Source organism: Mucilaginibacter sp. P1_D10 (genome assembly GCF_056406215.1).
This window is the reverse complement of the sequence record NZ_JBFUAP010000017.1, coordinates 1-20639: the sequence shown is the minus strand read 5'-3', so window position 1 is coordinate 20639 and position 20639 is coordinate 1. Positions and strand designations below refer to the sequence as shown.

The following is a 20639-nucleotide window of genomic DNA, read 5'->3' as shown; positions in this document are numbered from 1 at the left end:
AACCCCTGCCAATTTTGAATGCCCTGAACCCAATTCTGTTCTTACTGCCTCTGATAAGGATACTCCCCAAGATAATTCCCTGCAGGCGAGTAATTGGCCACCACGTAGATGTCTCCACTGGCTGAGATGGCTACGCCGACACCCACCTGCGTGGTGTTTTGCCAAATCATTTGCGTGTAATGGCCGGTGCCCCCGCCGCTGCTGAGCTTACGGTAGGTGTAATCTTTCTTTTCGCTGTACCAGCCTTCCGAAGCATCTAAAGGGGTGTAGTTGCTGGTGCCCATGAAAATATTTTCGCCGTATTTATTATTGGGGCGATGCGCAAAGGTACCGGTAGCGGCCAGGTGGTCGGCCCATTCCTGGGCGACGGCTGCAAGCTCCTTGCTCCAGGTAAGCGGCTGCACGCCGACTTCCTTCCGGGCCATGTTATGATGGTTGAGTACTTTTTGGGCATCGGCTACCGAGATTTTAGAGCCGGTTGCATCGTTGGTAGTCTGCGCATGGGCGTAGGCGGAAATGAGGAGAAGGCAGGCGATAAGGTACTTGGTCATGATTGGCTTGTTTAAGGTTATAAGGCTTAAACATAGGGATTTCTGAATGGTTTAATGGTGGGGTGAAATAAATTTTCTGAACTCGAATTTTTCGTGTTTAATTGATTTCAATGGCACTCAAGAGGGCTGCGCCGTTTTATGGAATTCATGGAATGGACAGAATTGATACAGTATTAATTCCAAAAATTCGGTTAATTCCATGAAATTCGAGTTCAGACAAATTTTGCGATGAGCCGACTTGATAATCGTTGCCAATCAAAGTCGGTGAAAACTTAAAAATCTGTTTAACGGCGAAGCCCTCTTTAACGCCATTAAAAAAATCAAAAAGTTAAAAATCCCGGTTCAGAACCGTACATTTATTTTGATTAAACCTTATCCACACGCATGGAAGTTATCTACATCTTAATGCTTTTGATTATCATCGTACTGGTCATCAGTTCGAAAAACAGGAATAATGAAAGGCTCGACCGTATAGAACATCAACTGAACGAACTGAATAACCTTGCCCGGCAAAGCGTAAAAGCGCAAGCGGCAGAGAAACCGAAGCCCGCTGACCCCAGGCCATGGGAGGCAGCGGAGATAAAGCCTGCCCCGCCTAAACCGCTGCCGCCGATAGCGCCGCCACCTATTGCTCCACCGAAACCCGATCCGCTTAAAGTAGAGCGCGAGCCGCAGGCCATAACACCGCCGCCGGTAAAACGGCCGGAATTCCGCAGGCCAGAGCCGGAACCCGAACTATCCTTTTTTGAGCGCCATCCCGATCTGGAGAAATTCATCGGCGAGAACCTGGTGAATAAAATAGGCATCGCCATTTTGGTGCTGGCCATAGGCTTCTTTGTAAAATACGCCATCGATAACAACTGGGTTGGCCCCGTTGGCCGCGTGGGTATAGGCGTGCTTTGCGGCGGCATACTCATTGGTATTGCGCACCGCATGCGCAATAGTTACAAGGCGTTCAGCTCGGTACTGGTAGGGGGCGGTTTAGCCGTTTTGTATTTTACCATAACGCTGGCCTACCACCAGTTCCATTTGTTCAACCAAACGGCTTCCTTTATCATACTCATTGTTATCACCATTTTCGCTGTGCTGCTTTCCCTGCTGTATGATAAGCAGGAACTGGCGGTGATAGCCTTCGTCGGCGGTTTGGCAAGTCCGTTTATGGTGAGCAGCGGGCAGGCCAATTACAATGCCCTGTTCATTTACCTGGTGATACTGAACGCCGGGCTGCTGGTTATTGCTTATTACAAAGCTTGGCGGGTGCTCAATGCCGTGGTGTTCGGGCTTACGGTGATTGTTTTTGGCGCGGTGCTTACCAGCTTAACTGCGGCCACCTACCATACCGGCCTGCTGTATGCCAGCATATTGTACCTGCTGTTCTTCGGTATCAACGTAGCCAACAATGTAAAAGAAAATAAGGCCTTCCTCGGGAGCGATTTCAGCATCCTGCTTATTAATACCGGCCTGTATTTTGGCGTAGGGCTGTACCTGCTTGGCCAAATGGGGCAGGCCGATATGCGCGGACTGTTCACTGCATCGCTGGGTGTGCTTAACCTGCTGCTGTCTTTCATCCTCTTTAAAAACAAAAAAGTTGATACCAACGTGCTGTACCTGCTCATCGGTATTACGCTCACCTTTATATCGCTTACGGCACCTATACAGCTCAACGGGCATTACATTACCCTGTTTTGGGCGGCGGAAACGGTGCTACTGTACTGGTTGTATCGTAAATCGAAGATAACGCTGATGAAGCTTACCTCGCTGCTGGTATGGTGCGCTATGCTGATCAGCCTGGTGATGGATTGGATAAACCTGTATTATGCCCCCGGCAATTTGTACACGCTCCGGCCACACGCACTGTTACTCCCCATCATCGCCAACAAAGGGTTTATTACTACGCTTATCGCGGCCATAAGCAGTTACCTGCTACACCTGCAAATACAGCGCGACGATGCCCCGCAGCTTTACGGGGTTGCTATACCCGCCATGCTGTACCGCAACATGGCCTTTATACTGCTGTTTGCCAGCGGCCTACTGGAGGTGAACCACCAGTTTACAACGCGTTACCCGGATACCAGTATTAACCTGCTGTACCTGATGCTGTATGTACCGGCCTTTGTTTATGTGTTTTACCTGTTGGGCAAGCGGCTTAGCGCCGTATGCCTGCGCTGGGAAGTAGGGGCCGGGCTTATGGCGCTGGCCATTACGGTTTACTTTTTTAGTCTGCCCGCCCTGTTTACCACCATTTATGAAATTTTAGAGGGGCGCAGCATAAGCAGCGGGCACCTGGTAGCGCATTGGGCGTCGGCAGTATTTGTAGCGCTGCTGCTTTACCAGCTGATCAAGTTGCTGCGTGCCCAAATGCATGAAGATCTTAAAGCCACCGCTTCCTGGATACTTTCGGCAGCCGTGGTGCTGTTGCTGAGCGTGGAGCTGTGCCTGGCAGCCGATGCGCTTTTTGCAGGCCATGGCACTACCATAGATAGGGTAGAGACCGTGTACCGGAAAGTTGGTTTGCCTATATTGTGGGGACTAAGCTCTTTTGCGCTGATGTTTTTGGGCATGCGCAACAAGGCGCGCACGCTGCGTATTATATCGCTTACGTTGTTTGCGGTTACGCTGGGTAAACTGTTTATTTTCGATATCAAAGATATACCGCCTGCGGGTAAGATAGCGGCCTTCTTTTGTTTGGGGGTGCTATTGCTTATCGTATCGTTTATGTATCAAAGGGTGAAAAAAATACTGGTAGAAGATGAGAGCAAGAAAAATGAGGAGTAAGCTTTTATTGTCGCTGGTGCTGATGGGCTGGGCTTCCGCAGGGTTCGCGCAGAAAACGTACCGGTACAGGGCTGATGTACAAAAGGTGGATAGCGCGGCCTTCTATCGCATTGCCCTGCCGCCTGCCGTGCTGGCCAAAGCGCAAGGTAACCTGGCGGATATACGCTTGTACGATAATGACGGGAAGGTTGTGCCCTATATTTTTGGTGCTCAGTTGCCGGTCATCGATAAAGTGGGAGTAATCGAGTTTCCGCAGGTGAAATTAAAGGTTCAGCCGGATACAATGACCATTTTCATAGCCGAAAATAAAAAGCTCCTTACACTAAATCAATTGAACTTGTTATTTCAAAACACCGATGTAGAGCGATATGCAACATTGAGTGGTAGTAATGATTTGAGCAAATGGTACGCCATAAAAGAAGATATTCCGTTACTCGAAGCCAATATGCATATTGACCCGGATACCAGTAATGGCACTGTGATTAATGGCGGAGATCCTTGTGTCGAGCAGAAATTGAATTTCCCTGCAAGTAATTACCGGTATTTTAAAATACAGGTTAACAATAAAAAGCGCGATCCTATTGCTATAACATTGGCTTTTATTTACATAACAGAAAAGGCCATCCAACCCCAATACATCCCGCTCCCCGCTTTGCAGTTTAAGCAGGAAGAACATGCCAAGTACAGCCGCATAGCCATCCGCCTTAACGATGCCTTCCCTATTAACAGGCTTCATTTAGATATTGCCGGTACCAAATACTACAGGCGTAACGTACGTGTATCTGACGCTACCGATAAAACAGGCCACTATGACGAAACAGGCCGGTTCCGTTGGTTTCTGGGCGATATGGTAATCAGTTCTACCACACCGGCGGATATTTCCATCTCCGCTAAAACGCGGTACATCGAGTTAGAAATCGCCAACGAAGATAACCCGCCCCTACAAATTAAAGGCGTTACGGCTTACCAGTTAGAGCAATCGGTTATTGCTTATTTGGAGAAAGGCAACAGCTACTCCCTGCTGGTTGGCGATTCGGCAGCCACTTCCCCAAATTACGACCTTAAATTTTTTACGGATAGCCTTAAACACCAGCTACCCGTAGCCACTGTGGGTGAAGTGATCGCCAATCCTGATTTTAAAGTTAAAGAAGCCAAACCCGCCGCCGGGAAATTTCCACCCTGGGCATTGTGGGCCATCATCGTAGCCGTATTAACCGCGTTGGGCTCGCTTACGTTTAAGATGACGAAAGAAGTAGAGAAAAGGGGGTAGGAGTAGGCTTGGGGCGGTAGCAGTTGCAGTCGCAGCGGGCAGTCGCAGGTAATACTAGCGGTCGGCAGTTTATTCAGTATAATCGGTGCAATCATAAACCTTAATCGGAGCAATCACAATAGTATAAAATGAACAAAATTCTCCTCAAAATCAAACTGATATACCTGCCTTACCTGCTTGTCGGCGCAGGCTTTATTGCGGGCTATACTTTCTTAAACTGGCTGCTCATCATCAAACTAGAGCTGCTGGCGCTAAACGACGACGTAGTGAATTACTGGCTGCCGTTTTCGCTCGTGTGGATACCTATACTGCTGGTGCTAAGGCCCCGGTTGAAGCTGCTGAGGCTGAAAACAAAAAAATCCGACCTGCCGATGTTATATTATATGGCGATAGCTGCTTCCATATGTATCCCAACGATTATTGCGCAGCAATATATTCCCCTGGCCACGGGTAAGCTCACTACCTTGCAAAGTATCGCAGCCATTGATGGTAAACCGCTCACCAAGTTTTATAAGCTGAAGCATCATTACGTCGATAAAACCCATATCGGTGTGCAATACCGCTCCGAAACGAGCGGCAAGAACAACGAAACGCTTACCTTTTACATCGATGTGGTTTGCCCGGTGCTGGATACGGCACAAGCACCGGCGGCACCCGTATTTACCGGAGCGCCCCTTACGCAGCTGAAGGGCAGCGTAGATCCCAAAAAAGCGCTGATTATGGTAGATGGTGTCTCAATCGATAATTCGACGCTAAACACGATCAATCCTGATGATGTGCTCGACGTTTCTATTGTTAAGCCTATTGATTATTCGCCCATTTATGGCGCAGCAGCCAAAAATGGGGTTATCATCATCACCACCAAAGGCGCACAGCACGGGCAGGTATTTGATGACCGTACTGCACCAAAAGCCTGGCTGGGCATAGAGTTTGAAAAACGGCTAAGCAATAACTTAAACGAGGGGGAAAAAGAAAGTGCTTACAAAGCGTTTGCACAGGAAACAGAGAAAGCGTTTAAAGATACCGACCTCGAAAATTTCACCTACCTGGATAGGATAGGTGCAAGTACCAAACACAGGGGCTTGTTAAAGGCCGTGGGCAAGATATCCGCATCAAGCAAACCGCCTATTATTTTAGAAGCCGTAAACCAATCCTTCGAAACACGCACGGGCGATAAATTAGGATGGATATTTAAGGGCTACGGCATTGGCGCGGCCATATTTTTGATTATGATATGCATCCCCGGGATAGACGAAAAAGCACATGAACTGCACCTTAATCCCCCACCCGATAAACAGTTCTCATTTACCGGCTTGCTGCAATCGCTAACCAAAAGCAACCTGTACGTCACCGCTATTATAGCGGCTATCAATGTGCTTATGTTTATCATTATGGTGTTCGCCGGGCTCGGGTTCATTTCTTTCCCCGCCGATGAGTTAATGAACTGGGGGGCCAATTACCGCCCTGCGGTTTTAGACGGCCAATGGTGGCGCTTGTTAACCGCCACTTTTTTACACGGCGGCTTAATGCACCTGGCGGGCAACCTGTACGGCTTGTTTTTTGCAGCACTTTTTGTTGAACCTAAACTTGGCAAACTGAGATTCGCTATAGCCTATGTTATCTGCGGTATTATGGCCAGCCTGGCCAGTATTTGGTGGCACCCGGCATCGGTGGGCGTGGGCGCATCGGGGGCTATATTCGGGCTTTATGGCGTATCTATCGTACTGTTGCTTACCAATCGCGCCGATTTGAAGGCCAACCGGGGGCTGCTGATATTGAACCTGGTATTCATCGGCTATAATTTGCTGCTGGGTATTTTTGGCAATGCAGATAATGCTGCACATATAGGCGGCTTAATAGCCGGACTGGTGTTAGGCGGCGTGCTGTATTTTTACCTGCCAAAGCCCAAACCGAAACGCAAATACGTACGAAAGAAAAAGGCAATATTGGAGGAGGAGCAATCGGACGACAGCGCCACCACTCCGGAGTAGCAACGGCGTGTTACTAAACCTGATAGCGGCGTAAGTCCGCCTCTTTCAGCGCCTTGCATCCCAATAATTCGGGACGGGTTTAAGCGGGCAGAAACCGGCCTGCAAAAAACGTTGGTTGAGGCAAATAACAAGCCCAAAAAAAGGGCAAGCACTTTTTACAGTCGCTTGCCCTTTTTTAAATAATGTTATGTAATACCCTACTTGTTCTTCATTACAATAAAGCCTTTCAATGTTTCTTTATCGCTAAGGCTTATCACATAAAACAGCGTGCCTTCGTTCAGGGGCTTGCCGTTTACGGTGCCGCCCCAATCGTTTTGATACCCTTTTTTGCTGAACACCAGGGCTCCGTTTTTATCGTACACCGAAACTGTGCTGTTTGGATACTGCCCGATATTTCTAATCAGCCAGGTATCGTTAAAGCCGTCGCCGTTTGGCGAGAGGGCACTACTTGCTGTTATGGCAGGCAGCTCGTTTTGCAAGGATGTGGTAGGTGCGTCTACCATCACTTTGGGCGCTAAAGCCAGTGTTGGCGGGGTTGATGTTACCGAGATGGTGATGCTTGCCTTGGTGCCGCCATTGTTATTATAACCCGTTATGGTATAGATAGTGGCGGGGCTGAGCACGGTTGGCGTACCGCTTATCACCCCGGTAATGGTGCTGAATTGCAAGCCGTTGGGCAAGGCCGGGCTTATAAAATAACCACCCGCCGGGCTTATCTGCTGTACCGAATGGCTGCCGGCATCGGCTACATATATTTGCCCCGCTCCATCTATACTTAAACCAAACGGTTGGTTAAGCGCCTTATTGAGTTTAACAGGAGTGGTTTTACCCGCAGGTATCTCCATTAGGGTGTTGATGCCATTATCTATCACATAAATATTGCCTGCATTATCAAGTGCCACAGCCGTTGGGTAGTAAAAATAGTTGGAAATGAGCACAGGGCTTCCACCGGCCACAGGGATGCGTTTCACCGCGCTGTTTTGGCTATCGGCCACGTAGACATTGCCTGTGGCATCAACAGCTATACCTGTTGGCTGGTTAAAGCCGCTGCCAATAACTGTTGCACTGCCGCCGTTTACGCTTAATTTAGATACGGTGCCATAGCTGTAATCGCTTACATAAACAATGCCTTTGCCATCTACCGCGATACCCTGCGGGTTTTTGAAGCTGCTATTTAAGGTAAGGGGCGAGCCGCCGCCCGCAGGTATCTTTTTCACAGAACCGGCACCCGAATCAGCAATATAAACGTTGCCATCTGCATCAACAGCAAGGGCCGTGGGGCGATTGAATCCCGAGCCAATGGCAACAGGTGTTTGGCTACCGGCCGGTATTTTATAAACGGCGTTGCCGGTATTATCGGCCACGTACACATTGCCGACCGCATCTACAGCAGTTGCATACGGCTTATAAAACGCGCTGCTTAAAGGGTTAAGTTCGGTATGGTAGGCCGGTGCAAGTACGCCACTGCCGGTAGGCTGTAACGGGCTGATAGCAACTCCTTTAGTATAAGTTTTGGGGCCGGCATAGCTTATAGTGGGTAAGTTAAGGGCTTTACGCACCATTATTGTCACCGAGTTGATCCCCTGGCCGGTTACCGATTTTTTATCGGCCCGAACGCGGTAATAGTACGTCCGCGACATATCCAAACCTGTAAGCGCTTTTGAAGTGCTGCTGGTGGTAAATGGCGAGCCGGGTATCATGGTTTCAAAAGTTGGCGATACCGAAACATCAAGCCGGTAGCCATTATCAACAGTGCCGGTTTGTGGTTTTTGCCAGTTTGCCGTAAAGCCCGATGCGGTAATATTTGTTGCCTCAAGCGCCACCGGCACAACCATAGCGTAGCTTTCTACCCAGTTGGATGTAGTGCCGCTTAGTTGAAAATACTGAAGGCTCCCATCATATCCATGGCCCGTAAGGTCCTTAAGCGTGGTTACTCCGGTGTTTTTGCTGCTTGCTTTCCCTGCATCGAAATTGAAATACGCTAATAGGCCTGCCGATGCCGGGGCAGCCGGTGTAAACATGCCCGCCTGTATCTCGGTCTGCGACTTTACAGTGTTCCATATCTTCACTTCGTCTATCTTCCCTACAAAGCTTTCAAAGGTTGCGCTTCTGCCTATCTTCAAGGGCTGGTCTATCATATGAAAACTGCCGGTTACATCATCTCTTTTTGCTACCAGTAGGCCATTTACATACAGCGCCATGGTTGTACCGTTCCAGGTGGCGGCCAAATGTACCCAGGTATTAAGGGGCAGCTTAGTTGGAGAACCCAGGGGCTGGAAGCCGCTCCCGGCATCCAGCCAAAAAGCAGGAAATCCATTCTCTAACCTTAACATATACTGCATTTGTATGCCGCTAAAATCGGCACCGTAATTGCCCAGAGGGCTTCGCAGCCCGTCGTAATTAGTGATATATATCCATGTTTCCAGCGAAAGCTGGTTGGTGCCGGCCAAAGCCTGGTTTATAGCAGTGCCATGGTCGGTATAATTGTAACCTGCAAAGCTTAAAGCATTGCCCGGAGCAACCAGCGGTGCCGGCGGTGCCGCAAGGATGTTTACAGTTATACGCCCGGAGTACGTCTCCGGATCAACAAGTGGTGTGTTTTTATACACGCGGTAATAGTAACGGCCGCCCGGCTTAAGGCCGGTTATTGCTTTGGAGGTACCGCTAACGGTGAAAGGCGAACCGGCGATGCCGCCAACAAAATTAATATTGGTAGATACTGCCAGCAGGTAACCATTTCCATCTATTGGTAGCGCCCAGTTTGCGGTAAAGCCCGATGCGGTAATATCTGTTGCCTCAAGCGCAACCGGCACAACCATGGCGTAGCTTTTTACCCAGTTGGATGCATTGCCGTTTAGCTGAAAATACTGCAGGCTGCCATCATATCCATGGTCCGTTTGGTCCTTAAGCGTGGTCACCCCGGTGTTGTCGCCGCCCGCTATACCTGCATCGAAATTGAAATACGCCAATAAACCTGCCGAAGCCGGGTTTGTCGGCTTAAACATGCCTGCCTGTATCTCGGCCTGCGATTTAACGCTGTTCCAGATTTTTACCTCGTCCATCTTCCCTACAAAGCTTTCAAAGGTTGCGCTTCTGCCTATCTTCAAAGGCTGGTCTATCATATGGAATTTACCGGTTACATCATCTTTTTTTGCAACCAATGCGCCATTTACGTATAGCGCCATGGTTGTACCGTTCCAGGTGGCGGCTAAATGTACCCACGTATTTAGCGGTAGTTTGGTTGGCGAACCACAGTTCTGAAAACCACTGCCAGCATCCAGCCAAAAATCAGGCGCTCCATCCTCCAACCTCAGCATGTACTGCATTTGCACGCCACTAAAATCGGCACCGTAATTGCCCAGGGGGCTTCGCAGGCCATCACCGTTAGTGGTATATATCCACGTCTCCAGCGTAAGTTGGTTGGTGCCTGCCAAAGCCTGGTTTATAGCGGTGCCATGGTCGGTATAATTGTAACCTGCAAAGCTTAAAGCATTGCCCGGAGCAACAGCTATTGCATTTGGGGTGTTTTTGCGATGACCGGCCGGGTTGCTGCCTCTGCCCGGTTTTATGGCAAAAGCATCAGCGGTTAAAAAGAGGGTAAAGAGGTAACAAAAAAGCGTAAGCTTTAGCTTAAAATGGTGGTTGGTGCGCATGTGTTAGTTTGGTTTGTAAAAAGGTTGAGGACGGTTTGTAACCACGCTTTTATGCCCTGTATTAAGTGATATTAATGCCTGGGTACGCTGTAGTGATTAGAAGGATCGGAGATATCGGCTAAGGAAAGAGGGTATCGGAGGTATTATGCCATAAACGTAAACATTTAAATGCCTAAGAGCAAGCATATACCATAATATATGTGCCAACATATTTCTATATAACCCGCTTTTTCCCAGGGCGATGAACAACACGGCGAAAAGAGCAAAATATTAATGCTTGCCTGCTTACCCTCGCCCCCGGGCAACTAGTCGCCCACGCCTGGTTGAAGTATTTCGTTATTGTTGGTGGCAATACCTTCAAAAGCGGAAAGATTCCCCCTCCCTCGTGCCTCGGTTGGGATTGACACGGGTAGGGCAGACAGCTCCCTCTAAACCGATAGCCGGTAAAGCCGCACCGGGTAAGGCTTGCAGCCAACACATCTGTCGGGAGGGCAGCACCCAACCGAAGCACCCCTGCCTTTGCTTTTCAAAATACGTATGAATCAATACGCACGATTAACAGGTTGCCCAGTTCTTAATCCCTCAAGTCATTCAATCCCTTAATCGTGTTTTTTTTATTTACAACTACAAAAACTTCTTTATAGTTAATCCCGTAAGTTGTTTTCGAGAGGGATAGATGGATATCCCGATTTAAAGCACGATAGTACAGGCCGCCCCCCTTGTACGCATGATTTATTTTTATGGAGTACGATGGAAAGGTGCTGGCGATGGTTATACGGCAGCGCAGACTGAAATTGAACTATTCGCAGGAATATGTTGCAGGTAGGTTAGAGATGTCGCAAAACGCCTATAGCAAGTTGGAGCTTGGGCAAACCGGCATTACCCTGGGCAAATTTATCGTTTTGTGCGATGCGTTAAAGATAAGCGAGAGGGCACTGCTGAGCGATTACGCCGAAAGCTTACGCAACCAGGGAGTATGATTATATACGTGCGCCAAAACCGCTTTGCTGCTAATGCCGTAGTTTGTTTGTTGCAGCATAAGCGACAATTATAAACCAAGCACCTATGTTTAACAGAAAAGTACTTGCCGCAGCCATACGCCAAAGGCGCCTGCAGCTAAACTATACGCAGGATTATATTGCATATAAATTAAACATGTCGCAAAACGCGTACAGCAAAGTGGAGCTTGGCTTTACAGCCGTTACGCTGGATAGGTTCATACTGCTGTGCGATGCCATGGAAATAGACATGCACGACCTGCTGAAGCCGGTGCTGTACGTAGCATAGCTTTGGCCGGGCCGCGGTAAATATCGCCCATTTTCTTATTGGATGGTTATCTTACGGATAAGGCTGTTGCCGGTATCGGCCACGTACAATACCGTACCCGCCGCGTTTACTGTAATGCCATAAGGTGCGTTAAACGATGCTATCGAAGCACTGCCATCAGCGCCGCCGGGGCTAAGCTGCCCCGCCAGCGTGGTAACCGCCCCCGCAGGTGTTATCTTCCGTATTAAATTATTATCGGTATCAGCCACATACATATTGCCCGCCCTATCTACCGCTATGCCCCTGGGGTGGTTGAATGCGGCGTTTAGACCGCTGCCATCGGCATGCCCGGGCAGGGGGTAATTGCCCAGGTTAGAGTTGCCTGCTATAAAAACTTCGCGCCCGTCTTTGGTAACCTTCATAATGCGGTGGTTAAACGTATCGGCAACATATACATTGCCGTCTTTATCAACCGCCACGCCATAGGGTTTCACATAAAATTTCCCGTAAGGCATACCATTATAAAGTCCGTCGGAGAAGGTACTGATGAGCGGCCCTTGTATTACGCATATTTTACCCCAAACGTTATTGGTATAAAATATATCGCCGTTGGGCGCTACGGTTACGCCACTGGGGTCGTTATCGGGCCCGCTGGCACCATTGGCAGCCACAAAAAGCGGCATGCTGCTTACCATGCCAGCGGCCGTTATCTTACGTAGTTCGTTATTGCCATAATCGGCCACGTACATGTTGCCTGCAGCATCAAAGGTTAAGCCCGTTGGGTTGTTAAATGCTGCAGCTGTGCCTACGCCATCTGCATCTCCCTTTGTGCCGCTGCCGGCAAACACGCTAACCACCCCTGCGGTACTTAACTTGCGGATGAGGTTGTTACCGGCATCGGCCACGTACAGGTTACCAGCCGCATCGGCAATTACACCGGTTGGCTGGTTAAATGTGGCTGCCCCGCCTGGCGTATTGCCTGCCGTATTTGGCTTGCCATAAATGGTGGTGACTACCCCGGCCGGCGTTATTTTGCGGACTAATTTATTGATAGGGTCGGCCACGATGATATTGCCTGAGGCGTCGGCGGCAAGCCCCGCCGGGTGGTTAAACGACGCATTCGTGCCGTTGCCATCCGCAGCGCCTACGGCACCACTGCCCGCGAGTGTAGTAACCACCCCGGCCGGCGTTATTTTGCGTATCAGGTGCGAACCTTGTTCAGATACATACATATTGCCGGCTTTATCGGTAGTAATGGCGCTAGGGAAATTAAATGATGCGGATGCGCCCGTACCATTAGCACTGCCTTGTTCGCCCGAGCCTGCAAAAACCGAAAGCACGCCGCTTTTACTGTACTTATAAATACGTTGCTCGCGGCGGTTGGCATAATAAAAATCCCCCGTCGCGCTAACGGTTAACCCTCCAAACGATTCGCCAACAGGTATCGAATCGGTTAAAGTGGTTACCACTCCAGCTGGGGTTATCCTGCGGAGCGACCGGAAATCATCTATTACATAAAAATTGCCATCCGGGCCTGCGCAGATAGATACCACGTTATAAAATGTTGCATTGCTGCCTGTGCCGTCGTCCTTACCGCGCACGCCGCTGCCCGCCACGGTGCTTACCACGCCGGCAGGGGTAATTTTGCGGATACGGTTGTTGCCATAATCGGACATGTAGATGTTGCCGCTTGCATCAGATGCAATGCCCCACTGGTATTGGAATTTTGCTGCTTCGCCCGTACCATCTGCAAAGCCACCCTTGTTCAATTCAAAATGGCCGGCCACCAGCCCAAACTGGTTATCAGTACCAATTTTACAAAGCACATTGCCATACGCGTCTGATACGTAAATATTTCCTGTGGGGTCTATAGCAATATCGGTAGGCTGCACCTGCCTAAAAAACGTATTACGCACCCCGGCAACGGTGGTTACCATTACGCTGCCGGTGACCGGTGGCGTTACAGGTGGAGTAACAGGGGGTATTTTGGTAGTATCGGTTTTGGTCGTATCGGTTTTATCGGGCGGGAAAACGATGGTGTCTTTTTTACAGGATACAAAAGCAGATGCCAGGAATACCGTAGCAATAACGAGGCGGGTAAAGTGTACTTTATAATTGTGCATAAGGCGGCTATCAATAAAGTAAAGATAACCGTTAAATCATTATTTTTTCAAATTATTACTAAAGAAATCAAGGCAATCGCTATAACTGCAATTATCAAAGCAAAGCCTGAACTCATTCAAAAATTTGAGAATATTTTGACAACGGATTTTAAAAGCGATTCCCTGTTTGTGCCGGCGGAAATTCCAATTGATTCGTGGAATTCGATTTAATGGCATCGCAGGAAAATCAAATTCGGGGTAAATCAAAAAACAGCCGCTGCTTACGCGGTACGATTAAATACCCCCCCCCAAAAAAAAAAATTATTGCGATGCCATGGAGATAGATATGCGCGATATGCTGAAACCGGTGCTATATGTGGCGTAATACAATATAGCTTCTTATCATATGGTCGCCATTATTGTAAAAGTATTTAAACAATAACGTTCTTTTTTAAACGCTTCCCTAATTACCGTCTGCTAAAAAACGAGGATTAGGTTTAAAAAAAAGCGGCTATCCTTGCAGGTAGCCGCTTTTTATAATTTCTAAAAGGTTTATTGCGTAATGGTTACGGTCCCCATATCCTGTACCGATCCGTTTGTAACGGTTACATTGGTAACGGTTTTTGCAGCATAAGGGCTTACGGGCACAAACAGAACATTATAAGTCCCGGCATTTAGACCCGAAAAATAGAATTTACCGGTTGCATCGCTAACGGTTCCCACGGTGTCAGTTCCCATAATTGCATAAACTTTTGGTGAAGCAGCTGCAGGCGAAACAACGCCGCTTAACGCGCCCGAAACAGCTTCCGGAATGGCCCGGATAACCGGTTTTAACACGTATTTACCGCTACCGGTTAACACTATTGATTGTGCAGCGTCAAAATCCAGGCGCATGGTGTAGGCAATTCCGGCGGTGAGGTTATCATGCACATTAAGTTTTACACCGGAAGTTTGGCCGCTGGGGGTGGTAAGGTCATACGATATGCCAGCAACAATCACCTTATTGCCGGTATCATTCAATACCAAACGCACCTGTTGGATGGTGCCTGCAGGGATATCCTTATTGGCAAGTATGGTATCTCTGCCCTCGCGGAAGCGCAGGATGTCAATCGGCCCGCCATTAACGTCAAGGGTTTGTTCTCCTTTATCGGTTACAATTACTACACTTTTTATGCTAAGGATAACGGCATCGAAAGCACCGGGCGCATCGGTTAGCTTCACCGTTACGTTCGAGGTAGAGCCTGCGGAGTTATTAGCGTCCTTTTTACAAGCAAAAAATGTAAGGCTTAGGATCGCGGCAAATAAAAATAGCTTTTTCATAATAAATTATTTTGGTTCAAATACAATGGGGCAAAAGCGGWGCCTAACCCGGTAATGTGCCGGTTAACAGGCTTTATGTGTCGACGAACCGGCTCTTTTCAGGCGACTAGTCCCTGCCATTTTTTGGTTCAATTTTAACTGTCGGTCATAATGTACAGATCTCAAAAGCGATCTCCTACCATCTTTTGCCGCCGCAGGGTCTTTTCGATAGAGGACCTTGTGGAAGCTGGAAGTTCCCGAAGTATCAGGTTTTATCAACCGTAAAGCATCTTCGTTACCTGTGCTACGGCACCGGGCTTCTATCGAGAGCCCCTCCGGCAAGGGGAAAACGACTATGTCGAGGAGCGGCGGGGAGAAAGCGCAGGGGCGACGTGGCAACCTTATAGGACAAGCATCGCTACTGTGCAATGTGGCTAAATGTCCTATGAGGTTGCCACGCTATCGCTCGCAATGACATAATAGCGTTAAAACCGTTTCTTCAAAAAGTTTCAATCACTTCAGCAGCCCCCCAACCCCGCGCATCACATCCCCCTCAAATTATTTTGAAAAACTTCTTGCACATCTCGTTTTCGTTCCGTTACTTTGAATAACAAAGTACTTTAAATGGAAGAAAAAGATTTACTGGCCGAAATAAGTTCCATCCGCAACATTATGGATAGGAGCACCAAGTTTATTTCGCTAAGCGGCTTATCGGGCGTTATGGCTGGTATTTATGCGCTGGTTGGTGCCGGCATAGCATATAACCTGTTATACCTGCGTACCGATTCGTTTCTTGAACGGGGGTATTACCGATTGCTGGAAGAGCGGCTTATTTTAGTCGCTGCTGTAGTGCTCTTTTTGTCGCTGCTTACCGGTGTATTGCTTACCCTGCGCAAAGCAGGTAAAAAGGGGCAACCCATTTGGAACCAAAGCAGCCAGTCGTTGTTATTGAACGGTGCGCTGCCCCTTGTAACCGGCGGTGTGTTCTGCATTATTATGCTTGCACGCGGCTACTATGTAGTAATAGGGCCCTGCACATTGATTTTTTACGGATTAGCTTTAGTTGCAGCAAGCAAGTACACTTTTGGCGATGTAAAATGGCTGGGCATTTTCGATATTTTATTAGGTTTGCTGGCTGCCATCTTCCCGGGCTACGGCTTGTTTTTTTGGGCCTTTGGCTTTGGCGTGCTGCACATTTTGTACGGTACCATTATGCACTTTAAATACGACAGGTGAAAGTTACCTTAACTAATTTTGATAAGGCTTTCGAGAACCGCATACGCTTACAGATCATGAGCGTGCTGGTGGCCAACGAAAGCTACGACTTTAATTCGCTGAAAGAACTGCTGGACGTTACCGACGGCAACCTGGCCTCGCACCTTAAGGCGCTGGAAAAGGAGGAGTACATCACGGTGAACAAATCTTTTTTGGGCCGCAAGCCAAATACGAAGTACATCGCATCGGATTTGGGCGTGCAGGCTTTTAAACGCCACCTGCAAGAGCTGGAAAATTTGATAAAACTGCAGAAGAAGTAAAAAATTTGGGCTTACGCTTTGAATTTCAAAGTGGATTGGTAAGATGTTTCATCACCATGTCATTGCGAGGAGCAGCGGGGGAGGAAGAGTGTAGGGGCGACGTGGCAACCTCATAGGAAGGGCAGCAGTGTTTAGCAAATTGGCAACATGTCCTATGAGGTTGCCGCGCTATCGCTCGCAATGACAAAGCGCTTTAATCGAACTAAAAAAATAGCAAATAAATAAATGAGCTCCAGGATAAAAACAAGTTTAGCTATTGCATTTGTATTGGTTGGGGTGCTTTTCAACCTGGCAAAAGCTCAGGAATATAGGGTGCGGTCGTTCAATGGTGATGAAAAGCTCATCCGGGTTTTACCAAGCTATGAACATGACCTTTTAAAGATAATCTGCTTAAACGATACACTTTACATTGAGAACGTTACAAATGTTGAAACAACAACGTTGCTGAATAAGAACTTTTTAATGGTTACGTACAGTGTCCGGTCAGGCACGGGTATGCATTTAACGCAAACATCAGTTCTTTCGGTAAATAACGATAAGCTATATGAGTCTTTACATATAACATCTTCATTTAAAGAAGATTTTATAGATTTCAGCAAACCTATTGCAGGCAGGGCAAGGGCCGATGTAAAAACAAGGTACAGCGTAGCTTTATTATTAAGCGAAATCGGGGATTATAAGCTAAATGCAAAAATACATAATGAGCGGAAATCGACTCACGCCCCTAAAAGCGATTATAATTACAATCGAAGTGCCCGGTTGAATTTCGATAGGAAGCAAAATGTTTTTTATAGTTCTATGGAAAGTGTTTCGCAGACGTTCGAAATATTCGATGTAGAAACAGGGAAGAAAGGTCGACGTTTTGTAAACGGCACATTTCCGGTGATTGATTTCGGCAGCTATCGTTATTATTATATAAATAACGAGTGGTACGAAAGGTTTAAAAACGGTCAATTAAGTAAATATGCTCATAGGAGGATATGAAGCTCACGGCCTGCCGTGTGGGGTACCGAAACAAGTTCGGTATGACGTGAATTTTAATTTTGCATGCAGCTAAAACCCTCTTTGCGAAGCAGAGAGGGTCGACGCCCGCGCATGCGGGCCGTCGGGGTGAGTCAAATACGCGTGCACTTTAGCGATAGGAGACCCACCATGTCATTGCGAGGAGCAGCGGGGGAGGAAACGTGGTGGCGCGACGTGGCAACCTCATAGGACGGGCAACGTTGTTTAGCAAATTGGCGATACGTCCTATGAGGTTGCCGCGCTATCGCTCGCAATGACAAAGTGGTAGATCGGACTAATAGAATAGAATAGAATAGAATAGATAGAACCCTCTCCTTTGGAGAGGGCAGGGTGAGGCCTAACAAGCCTATTTTTTTACTTACAAACTCTGAATTTCAAAGTACTTTTTAAATAAAACAATATGACAACAATAAGCAACTACCTAAAGCAAGACAAGGTAACCACCATCGGCCTGGTGCTTATCCTCATTTCCACGGCCTCGTTCTGGCTCACGGGCCTGTACGGCCGGCCCGATTCGGCTTTCGGGGCATTTTTGGTGAACTATGTAATATCCGTAGGCTTCGGCATTGCGGTGGTGGTAGATACCATCCAAAAGCATGGCTGGCATCACTCGCGCGGCAAGGCCGAGCATACCGCAGTGCTGCTGGTGCTTAGCTTCATCAGCGCATTCGCCCTCAACCGCGAGATGAACGTGTTTGATGATAGTGCCGATTGGCTCAGCATATGGGTGGTGGTATCATCCCTGGCCCTGCTGCTGGCTATGCGCCACCAATGGCTCGGCACCATCCCCCGGTATTTTACCTTCTTTTTTTTAGGCGCGGCCCTGCTGCTGTTCATGTACTATGCCTTTTACCTGCTGCCACTGTACGTGCTCAGTTTAATAGGCATACTGGCAGCGGGCATTGCCCTGCATACTTTTGCGCCGCTTTGCCTGGGCATCATCACCATGGTAATACTGCTAAGGGCCGGTCGGCAGGAACGGGGTTTGCTATACACCGCAGCCGCCGGCTTTGTGCTGCCTATGATAGCAGCAGGCGTGTTCCTGTTCTGCTGGGGCCAAACCGATAAGCAGATAAACCTTATCATCAACCAAAACAACCTCAACGAGGGCAAGCTGCCTAATTGGGTTGCCGTGAGCAGGCAGCTGGACAAATCGCCCATTGCCGAGCGCATCATGAAAAGGGGACTGGTGTATCACGAGGTTTCGGCCATGGATAATTTCTTTTTCGGGGGGATGCCGAGTCGCTCTTTCGACGAGCGCAAGCAGCACGACCCGCTGGTGGTGCTGGCCAGCCTGTTCTTCGGGAAACCCAATCTCGACGAAACCGAACGCATCAACATCCTCAAAGCCATGTACAACAGCCGCCACCAGGCGCAGGACAGGCTATGGAGCGGCGACAAATTGGAGACCATCAGCGTGATCAGCAATGTAAAGCTATACCCAGAGTACCGCATGGCCTATACCGAAAAAACGCTTACCGTGCGCAACAATGCGCATAACAGCTGGAGCAACCAGGAAGCTATCTACACTTTCCAGTTGCCCGAGGGCTCGGTGGTGAGTTCGCTCTCTTTATGGATAGACGGCAAGGAAGCAAAATCGAGGCTGACCACCAAGGCCAAAGCCGATTCGACCTATAAAACCATCGTAGGGGTGGAGCAGCACGACCCATCGGTAGTGCACTGGCAGGAGGGCAACACCATCAGCGTGCGGGTGTTCCCTTGTACTACCGAGGAAAACCGCAAGTTCCGGATAGGTATTACCAGTCCGCTGCGGCTGGATGGCAAGCGTTTGGTGTACGAGAACGCCTCTTTTGAGGGCCCGCAGGCTACCACCGCGCTCGAAACCCTGAAGCTGAGCTTCAGCAACAAGCCCGCTGGCCTGCAACTCCCCGGTATATTCAAGCAAACCGGCGCAGACGTTTACACCGCCGACAGGACTTACGACCCCGATTGGGACATCAGCTGCGATGCGCCACAGCTGGCCACAACCGCTTTTGCCTTTGCCGATACCGCTTACCGCGTGAGCGATTACCAGCCGCAATACGAGAATTTCGTCCCAACGGCCATTTATCTTGATGTGAACAACAGCTGGACCAAAGCCGAGTTCGATAATCTGTACGATAAAGCCAAGGGCCTGCCGGTTTACATTTACTACGATAAGCTGGTAAAGCTGAGCGATAACAATAAAGATGGCTTGTTCGATTTGCTGAGCCGGCAACGTTTCAGCCTGTTCCCGGTGAACGAGATACAGTCGCCTGAAAGCGCCTTGTTGGTTGCCAAGGGCAGTGATGCATCGCCGAATTTAAGCGATTTGGAAGGCAGCGGTTTTGCAGATGACCTTACCGCGTACCTGAAGGTGCCAAGGCACATCCGGCTGTATAATATGGGCAGCGGGCTTAGTCCGTACCTGAAGGCCCTGAAAGAGCTGCGCGTTTTCGGTTATGCCAATGGAACAGTGGAAGGCTTGGATACGCTGCTGGATAAGCACCAATTCATCGTCGACCAGGAAAACCAGAATACCGTAGTGATTGATAATGCCGGGCTGGTGATACAGAAAGCGCCGGGCCTTAAAACCGCCGATGCGCCCGACCACCTGTTGCGCCTGTTTGCCTATAACGATATCATGAAAAAGGTAGGCGCCGATTACTTCCGCCACGATTATGTACAGCCGCTAACCATTGCCGAGGCGGAGCAGGCGTACATCGTATCGCCGGTATCGAGCATGATCGTACTGGAAACACAGCAGGATTACGAACGCTTTGGCATAGATGAGAATAAGAACAGCCTCAAGAACGCCTCCATGAAATCATCCGGCGCCGTACCCGAGCCACAGGAATGGGTGCTGATTATTTTGGCTGCAGGGATAGCAGGGACATTTATTTATAGGGGGAGAAGGGCCGTGCCGCAGCTGTAAGGCCCGCAAACTCTTAATCCCCTCTTGAGAGGGGGCGCGGTGGCCGGAGCGGTGGCGGGGGTGTGTTAGCCAGCTATGCAAACTCGCGAACACACCCCTCCACCCCTCTCTAGAGAGTAATAGCCCATGAATAGACATTTTATCCAAATGATCTATTAATGAGCAGGTCGAAGTTCGATTTATTGGCTCTGTGGTTATATTTAAAAGTGAACTCATTTAAGTATGATTGAAGATGCTTGATAGACACTTTGTGATACTGG

Annotated in this window: 13 protein-coding genes; 9 read left to right on the top strand and 4 right to left on the bottom strand. The window is 48.7% G+C overall.

Features of this window, described 5'->3' with window-relative positions:
* Nucleotides 1-41: 41 nt before the first annotated feature.
* The gene (locus AC1DYT_RS21955; RefSeq protein WP_477471658.1) at nt 42-551 is read right to left on the bottom strand and encodes a CAP family protein; all 510 of its coding nucleotides are present in this window, start codon (nt 549-551) and stop codon (nt 42-44) included.
* A 384-nt stretch (nt 552-935) separates the two neighbouring features.
* Between AC1DYT_RS21955 and AC1DYT_RS21950 the strand changes: the two genes are divergently transcribed.
* The 3 genes from AC1DYT_RS21950 (at nt 936) to AC1DYT_RS21940 (ending at nt 6587) form a co-directional block, all read left to right on the top strand.
* Complete coding sequence (locus AC1DYT_RS21950) at nt 936-3326, top strand: DUF2339 domain-containing protein (RefSeq protein ID WP_477471657.1); 2391 nt, start codon at nt 936-938, stop codon at nt 3324-3326.
* Nucleotides 3301-4596: a hypothetical protein gene (locus AC1DYT_RS21945; RefSeq protein WP_477471656.1), complete on the top strand. Its 1296-nt coding sequence runs from the start codon at nt 3301-3303 to the stop codon at nt 4594-4596. The genes AC1DYT_RS21950 and AC1DYT_RS21945 overlap by 26 nt, the downstream gene beginning before the upstream one ends.
* 128 nt (nt 4597-4724) lie before the next feature.
* Nucleotides 4725-6587, top strand: a complete 1863-nt coding sequence (locus AC1DYT_RS21940) for a rhomboid family intramembrane serine protease (protein ID WP_477471655.1) — start codon at nt 4725-4727, stop codon at nt 6585-6587.
* A gap of 197 nt (nt 6588-6784) precedes the next feature.
* Here the strand turns inward: AC1DYT_RS21940 and AC1DYT_RS21935 are convergent, their stop codons facing one another.
* On the bottom strand, nt 6785-10240 hold the full coding sequence (locus tag AC1DYT_RS21935; protein WP_477471654.1) for a LamG-like jellyroll fold domain-containing protein: 3456 nt from the start codon (nt 10238-10240) through the stop codon (nt 6785-6787).
* 740 nt (nt 10241-10980) lie between these two features.
* Between AC1DYT_RS21935 and AC1DYT_RS21930 the strand changes: the two genes are divergently transcribed.
* Together AC1DYT_RS21930 and AC1DYT_RS21925 are read left to right on the top strand one after the other, a co-directional pair.
* A complete protein-coding gene (locus tag AC1DYT_RS21930) occupies nt 10981-11220 on the top strand; it encodes a helix-turn-helix domain-containing protein (protein WP_477471653.1) in 240 nt (79 codons plus the stop codon).
* 85 nt (nt 11221-11305) lie between these two features.
* Nucleotides 11306-11527 carry a helix-turn-helix domain-containing protein gene (locus AC1DYT_RS21925; RefSeq protein WP_477471652.1) on the top strand — a complete coding sequence of 74 codons (222 nt, stop codon included), beginning with the start codon at nt 11306-11308 and terminating at the stop codon, nt 11525-11527.
* Nucleotides 11528-11562: 35 nt separating this feature from the next.
* Here AC1DYT_RS21925 and AC1DYT_RS21920 read toward each other — a convergent pair whose 3' ends face one another.
* The gene (locus AC1DYT_RS21920) at nt 11563-13629 is read right to left on the bottom strand and encodes an NHL repeat-containing protein (RefSeq protein WP_477471651.1); all 2067 of its coding nucleotides are present in this window, start codon (nt 13627-13629) and stop codon (nt 11563-11565) included.
* 531 nt (nt 13630-14160) lie between these two features.
* The gene (locus tag AC1DYT_RS21915; RefSeq protein ID WP_477471650.1) at nt 14161-14928 is read right to left on the bottom strand and encodes a DUF4382 domain-containing protein; all 768 of its coding nucleotides are present in this window, start codon (nt 14926-14928) and stop codon (nt 14161-14163) included.
* A gap of 603 nt (nt 14929-15531) precedes the next feature.
* On the opposite strand from AC1DYT_RS21915, the gene AC1DYT_RS21910 reads away from it, so the two are divergent.
* The 4 genes from AC1DYT_RS21910 (at nt 15532) to AC1DYT_RS21895 (ending at nt 20379) form a co-directional block, all read left to right on the top strand.
* Nucleotides 15532-16143 (top strand): hypothetical protein, encoded by a 612-nt coding sequence (locus AC1DYT_RS21910; protein WP_477471649.1) that lies wholly within the window; start codon nt 15532-15534, stop codon nt 16141-16143.
* Nucleotides 16140-16442: a winged helix-turn-helix domain-containing protein gene (locus AC1DYT_RS21905; RefSeq protein ID WP_477460079.1), complete on the top strand. Its 303-nt coding sequence runs from the start codon at nt 16140-16142 to the stop codon at nt 16440-16442. The genes AC1DYT_RS21910 and AC1DYT_RS21905 overlap by 4 nt, the downstream gene beginning before the upstream one ends.
* Nucleotides 16443-16667: 225 nt before the next feature.
* Nucleotides 16668-17426 carry a hypothetical protein gene (locus AC1DYT_RS21900; RefSeq protein ID WP_477471648.1) on the top strand — a complete coding sequence of 253 codons (759 nt, stop codon included), beginning with the start codon at nt 16668-16670 and terminating at the stop codon, nt 17424-17426.
* A 439-nt stretch (nt 17427-17865) separates the two neighbouring features.
* Nucleotides 17866-20379 (top strand): XrtN system VIT domain-containing protein, encoded by a 2514-nt coding sequence (locus tag AC1DYT_RS21895; protein ID WP_477471647.1) that lies wholly within the window; start codon nt 17866-17868, stop codon nt 20377-20379.
* The last annotated feature ends 260 nt before the right edge of the window (nt 20380-20639 follow it).

Bases quoted from the DNA above. Each gene is read 5' to 3' on its own strand.
- AC1DYT_RS21955 (WP_477471658.1), bottom strand. From the start codon at position 551: ATGACCAAGTACCTTATCGCCTGCCTTCTCCTCATTTCCGCCTACGCC.
- AC1DYT_RS21950 (WP_477471657.1), top strand. From the start codon at position 936: ATGGAAGTTATCTACATCTTAATGCTTTTGATTATCATCGTACTGGTC.
- AC1DYT_RS21945 (WP_477471656.1), top strand. From the start codon at position 3,301: ATGAGAGCAAGAAAAATGAGGAGTAAGCTTTTATTGTCGCTGGTGCTG.
- AC1DYT_RS21940 (WP_477471655.1), top strand. From the start codon at position 4,725: ATGAACAAAATTCTCCTCAAAATCAAACTGATATACCTGCCTTACCTG.
- AC1DYT_RS21935 (WP_477471654.1), bottom strand. From the start codon at position 10,240: ATGCGCACCAACCACCATTTTAAGCTAAAGCTTACGCTTTTTTGTTAC.
- AC1DYT_RS21930 (WP_477471653.1), top strand. From the start codon at position 10,981: ATGGAGTACGATGGAAAGGTGCTGGCGATGGTTATACGGCAGCGCAGA.
- AC1DYT_RS21925 (WP_477471652.1), top strand. From the start codon at position 11,306: ATGTTTAACAGAAAAGTACTTGCCGCAGCCATACGCCAAAGGCGCCTG.
- AC1DYT_RS21920 (WP_477471651.1), bottom strand. From the start codon at position 13,629: ATGCACAATTATAAAGTACACTTTACCCGCCTCGTTATTGCTACGGTA.
- AC1DYT_RS21915 (WP_477471650.1), bottom strand. From the start codon at position 14,928: ATGAAAAAGCTATTTTTATTTGCCGCGATCCTAAGCCTTACATTTTTT.
- AC1DYT_RS21910 (WP_477471649.1), top strand. From the start codon at position 15,532: ATGGAAGAAAAAGATTTACTGGCCGAAATAAGTTCCATCCGCAACATT.
- AC1DYT_RS21900 (WP_477471648.1), top strand. From the start codon at position 16,668: ATGAGCTCCAGGATAAAAACAAGTTTAGCTATTGCATTTGTATTGGTT.
- AC1DYT_RS21895 (WP_477471647.1), top strand. From the start codon at position 17,866: ATGACAACAATAAGCAACTACCTAAAGCAAGACAAGGTAACCACCATC.